We start from the raw sequence: 735 nt of genomic DNA, 5'->3' as shown, positions 1-735 counted from the left end.
CCGACATGACGGTGACGATTGGCGAGGGTGCCGTCGTTGCGAAGGCACCGGTGGCGCTTGGGCCGCCTTTGCGCGGCAAGGGTTATGTCGCGGCTGACGGCTGCTGCGATTCCATCCGCCATGTCCGCGCCCTGCTGTCGCTCGACGGCAAGTTCTACCTTGCCCAGCGTTTCGCTATCGACTGGGAGCAAATCGACGACAACAACACGCTGGTCGTGGGCGACCTTAAGGTTCCTGCGAACTACCACATCTATGGCAAGCCTCTCCTTGCCGTTGCCGACGGCACCGTGGTCGGGACGCGCGACGACTTGCAGGACCAAGTGCCCGGTGCGCTGCCCGCCAACTTGCCGATTGACGAGGCCGACGGAAACTTCGTCGTGCTCGACATCGGCTCGGGCTTGTTCGTCAACTACGCCCACATGCGGCCGGGGAGCGTTAAGGTGAAGCTCGGAGACAAGGTGCAGCGCGGCGATCAGATTGGCGAAGTCGGCAATACCGGGAACAGTCAAGCGCCGCATTTGCACCTGCATGTGATGGACAGCGCTTCTCCGTTGGCCTCGGACGGCCTCCCCTATGTGTTCGACAGCTTTACCATCACCGCGGTCGGCGAGACCACCGAGGATTTTGACAAGGCGGAAGCGACCGGATCGCCGATGACGCTTACGCCGCGCGTCCCGCCCCAGAATCTGGAAGACGCGCTGCCGCTTGACCTTTCTGTTGTTGACTGGCCACAGT

The 735-nt window shown here is 62.6% G+C and carries 1 protein-coding gene; it reads left to right on the top strand.

Annotated features, from left to right (window positions below):
• The coding region (locus tag EN925_RS38295) for a M23 family metallopeptidase (RefSeq protein ID WP_164894797.1) at positions 1 to 735 on the top strand (735 nt) is incomplete at both ends.

It is taken from the genome of Mesorhizobium sp. M7A.F.Ca.US.006.04.2.1, from assembly GCF_004022915.1.
GTDB lineage: Bacteria > Pseudomonadota > Alphaproteobacteria > Rhizobiales > Rhizobiaceae > Mesorhizobium > Mesorhizobium ciceri.
This window is presented reverse-complemented; position numbering and strand designations above follow the sequence as displayed.